The 3,453-nt window shown below is 32.3% G+C and carries 10 protein-coding genes; all 10 read left to right on the top strand.

From position 1 onward, the window contains the following. A partial coding sequence (rplP, locus tag GQ540_RS05395) for a 50S ribosomal protein L16 (RefSeq protein ID WP_291798448.1) occupies positions 1-294 on the top strand: 294 nt, incomplete at its 5' end. Between the two features lie 15 nt (positions 295-309). Then, the gene (gene rpmC / locus GQ540_RS05390; RefSeq protein WP_291798445.1) at positions 310-501 is read left to right on the top strand and encodes a 50S ribosomal protein L29; all 192 of its coding nucleotides are present in this window, start codon (positions 310-312) and stop codon (positions 499-501) included. 15 nt (positions 502-516) lie between these two features. Next, positions 517-774 carry a 30S ribosomal protein S17 gene (rpsQ, locus tag GQ540_RS05385; RefSeq protein ID WP_291798442.1) on the top strand — a complete coding sequence of 86 codons (258 nt, stop codon included), beginning with the start codon at positions 517-519 and terminating at the stop codon, positions 772-774. A gap of 2 nt (positions 775-776) precedes the next feature. Further along, positions 777-1,148, top strand: a complete 372-nt coding sequence (gene rplN, locus GQ540_RS05380) for a 50S ribosomal protein L14 (protein ID WP_291798440.1) — start codon at positions 777-779, stop codon at positions 1,146-1,148. A gap of 14 nt (positions 1,149-1,162) precedes the next feature. Then, a complete protein-coding gene (gene rplX / locus GQ540_RS05375; protein WP_291798437.1) occupies positions 1,163-1,468 on the top strand; it encodes a 50S ribosomal protein L24 in 306 nt (101 codons plus the stop codon). A 2-nt stretch (positions 1,469-1,470) separates the two neighbouring features. Continuing rightward, positions 1,471-2,022 carry a 50S ribosomal protein L5 gene (gene rplE / locus GQ540_RS05370; RefSeq protein ID WP_291798434.1) on the top strand — a complete coding sequence of 184 codons (552 nt, stop codon included), beginning with the start codon at positions 1,471-1,473 and terminating at the stop codon, positions 2,020-2,022. 3 nt (positions 2,023-2,025) lie between these two features. Further along, positions 2,026-2,295, top strand: coding sequence for a 30S ribosomal protein S14 (rpsN, locus tag GQ540_RS05365; protein ID WP_291798431.1), 270 nt, complete (start codon positions 2,026-2,028; stop codon positions 2,293-2,295). A gap of 62 nt (positions 2,296-2,357) precedes the next feature. Continuing rightward, the gene (gene rpsH / locus GQ540_RS05360; RefSeq protein WP_291798428.1) at positions 2,358-2,756 is read left to right on the top strand and encodes a 30S ribosomal protein S8; all 399 of its coding nucleotides are present in this window, start codon (positions 2,358-2,360) and stop codon (positions 2,754-2,756) included. A 17-nt stretch (positions 2,757-2,773) separates the two neighbouring features. Next, a complete protein-coding gene (rplF, locus tag GQ540_RS05355) occupies positions 2,774-3,319 on the top strand; it encodes a 50S ribosomal protein L6 (RefSeq protein ID WP_291798425.1) in 546 nt (181 codons plus the stop codon). 11 nt (positions 3,320-3,330) lie between these two features. Then, positions 3,331-3,453, top strand: a 123-nt coding sequence (locus GQ540_RS05350; RefSeq protein WP_291798450.1) for a 50S ribosomal protein L18, incomplete at its 3' end; no start/stop codon positions are given.

The following is a 3,453-nucleotide window of genomic DNA, read 5'->3' as shown; positions in this document are numbered from 1 at the left end:
TCTCGTCAAATCGAAGCAGCACGTATTGCAGCAACTCGTCATATGAAAAGAGAAGGTCAATTATGGATTAAAATATTTCCAGATAAGCCAATTACTAAAAAACCATTAGAAGTACGTATGGGTAAAGGTAAAGGTGCACCTGAATATTTTGTAGCCGTAGTGAAACCAGGAAGAATTATGTTTGAAGTAGGTGGAGTTCCTGCTCACGTAGCTAAAGAAGCTTTACGTTTAGCAGCACAAAAATTACCTGTTAAAACGAAACTTGTTGTAGCTAGAGATTTTGATAACGCTTAATAAACGATTAAGAAAATGAAACAATCTGAAATTATAGGATTATCAACTGAAGAGTTACAAGAACAACTTGGAAGTTTAAAGAAAAGTTATTCTGATCTAAAGATGGCTCATTCAATTTCACCATTGGAAACTCCAATGCAATTGAGAGCACTTAGAAGAACTGTAGCAAGAGTAGCTACAGAATTAACTAAAAGAGAATTACAATAATTGTATTCAGTAAAGATGGAAAAAAGAAATCTTAGAAAAGAAAGAATAGGTATAGTTTCAAGTAACAAAATGGAGAAATCTATTGTTGTTGCAGAAGTTAAAAAAGTGAAACACCCTATGTACGGAAAATTCGTGTTAAACACAAAGAAATATGTGGCTCACGATGAGACAAATGATTGCAATATTGGAGATACTGTTAGAATAATGGAAACACGTCCAATGAGTAAATCAAAACGTTGGAGGTTAGTAGAAATCCTAGAAAGAGCTAAATAATTATGTTACAAACAGAATCAAGATTAAGAGTAGCTGATAATACTGGTGCTAAAGAAGTTTTAGTTATCCGTGTTTTAGGAGGAACCAAAAAACGATATGCATCAATTGGAGATAAAATTGTAGTAGCAATTAAAGATGCTACTCCAAATGGATCTGTTAAAAAGGGTCAAGTAGCCAAAGCTGTAGTTGTTAGAACGAAAAAAGAAATCAGAAGAAAAGATGGATCTTATATTAGATTTGATGACAATGCTTGTGTATTGTTAGATGCTACTTCTGGTGAAATGAAAGGAACACGTGTTTTTGGACCTGTTGCTAGAGAACTTCGTGAAAAACAATTTATGAAAATTGTATCATTAGCACCTGAAGTGCTTTAATAAACTATTATACGATGAAGTTAAAGATCAAATCAGGAGATAGTGTTCGAGTTATGGCAGGAGACCATAAAGGTGAAGAAGGAAAAGTGGTCACAATTTTTCCTATTAAAAACAGAGCAATTGTTGAAGGTGTTAATATGATATCTAAACATACAAAACCTAGCGCGCAAAACCCACAAGGAGGTATTGTGAAAAAGGAAGCTTCAATTCATATTTCAAATTTAATGTTATTGGAAAATGGAGAAGTAACTAAAGTAGGTTATAGAATGGAAGCTGATAAAAAAGTTAGAGTTTCTAAAAAAACAGATAAAGCAATATAGTTATGACTTATATACCAAGATTAAAAGAAGAGTATAAGAGTAGAGTAATTAGTGCTCTTACTGAAGAATTCAGTTATAAAAACGTAATGGAAGTTCCTAAATTACAAAAAATTGTAATTAGTAAAGGAGTTGGTGCTGCTGTAGCTGATAAAAAATTGATTGATTATGCTGTTGATGAATTGACTACAATCTCTGGTCAACACGCAATTTCAACAATTTCTAAAAAAGATGTTGCAACATTTAAATTACGTAAAGGTGTGCCAATTGGTGCAAAAGTAACTTTACGTGGTGTAAAAATGTACGAATTTTTAGATAGATTAGTTACTGCATCTTTACCACGTGTAAGAGACTTTAACGGTATCAAAGCAAATGGTTTTGACGGTAGAGGAAATTACAACCTAGGTATTACTGAACAAATTATATATCCTGAAATAGATATAGATAAAGTAAACAAAATAGGTGGTATGGATATTTCATTTGTAACAACTGCTCAAACTGATAAAGAAGCAAAATCATTATTAAGTGAACTAGGTTTACCTTTTAAAAAGAATTAAGATATGGCTAAAGAATCAATGAAAGCCCGTGAGGTTAAAAGAAGAAAGGTAGTTGAAAAATATGCTGAAAAACGCAAAGCTTTAAAAGAAGCTGGTGATTATGAAGCATTGCAAAAATTACCTAAAAATGCATCTCCAGTACGTATGCACAATCGTTGTAAACTAACTGGTAGACCAAAGGGGTATATTAGACAATTTGGAATTTCACGTGTAACATTTCGTGAGATGGCAAATCAAGGTTTAATACCAGGAGTAAGAAAAGCCAGTTGGTAAAATTTTAAACAGGTTTAAGGTTCAATAATAAATTGAAAACCAAAACCGTAAATTAATAAATTATGATTACAGATCCAATCGCTGATTATCTAACAAGAGTTAGAAATGCTATTATGGCAGGCCATAGAATAGTTGAAATACCAGCATCAAGAGTAAAAAAAGAAATAACTAAAATCTTATTTGATCAAGGTTATATACTAAGCTATAAATTTGAAGACGAAAGTGTTCAAGGAAGTATTAAAATAGCTTTGAAATATGATAAAGCAACAAAAGCTTCTGTTATAAAAAAAATGCAACGTGTAAGTACACCAGGTCTTCGTAAGTACGTAGGTGCTAATGAAATGCCACGTGTATTAAACGGTTTAGGTATAGCTATAGTTTCTACATCACATGGTGTAATGACTGGTAAAAATGCTACTCAAGCGCATGTTGGAGGAGAAGTTTTATGTTACGTATATTAATAAAGAACTAAGTAAAGATGTCAAGAATAGGAAATAACCCAATTACTTTACCAGCACTAATAACACTCGATATTAACGAGAATGTTGTTACTGTAAAAGGAAAGTTGGGAGAGTTATCTCAAGAAATAACAGACGGTATTACGGTAAAAGTTGAAGAAGGGAAAGTTGTTTTAGAACGCCCATCTGATAGTAAAAGCCATAAAGCAAAACATGGTTTATACAGAGCTTTACTAAATAATATGATATTTGGTGTTTCTGAAGGATGGACTAAAGAATTAGAACTTGTTGGTGTAGGATATAGAGCAAGTAACCAAGGACAAGTATTAGACTTGGCTCTAGGTTTTTCTCATAACATTGTTTTAGATATAGCTCCTGAAGTTAAAGTAGAAGCTATTTCAGAGAAAGGAAAAAATCCAAAAATAAAATTATCTTCATTAGATAAACAACTTGTTGGTGCTGTTGCGGCAAAGATTCGTTCTTTCCGTCCGCCAGAACCATACAAAGGAAAAGGAGTTAAATTTGTAGGAGAAATATTAAGAAGAAAAGCAGGTAAATCTGCATAATTAATTATATTATGGCATTATCAAAGCTTCAAAGAAGGCAAAGAATTAAGCATAGAATCAGAAAGGTAATTTTTGGTACAGCTACTAAACCGAGATTATCGGTATTTAGAAGCAACAAAGAAATTTATGCTCAA

Source organism: Lutibacter sp. (assembly GCF_013139515.1).
Taxonomy (GTDB): domain Bacteria; phylum Bacteroidota; class Bacteroidia; order Flavobacteriales; family Flavobacteriaceae; genus Lutibacter.
This window is presented reverse-complemented; position numbering and strand designations above follow the sequence as displayed.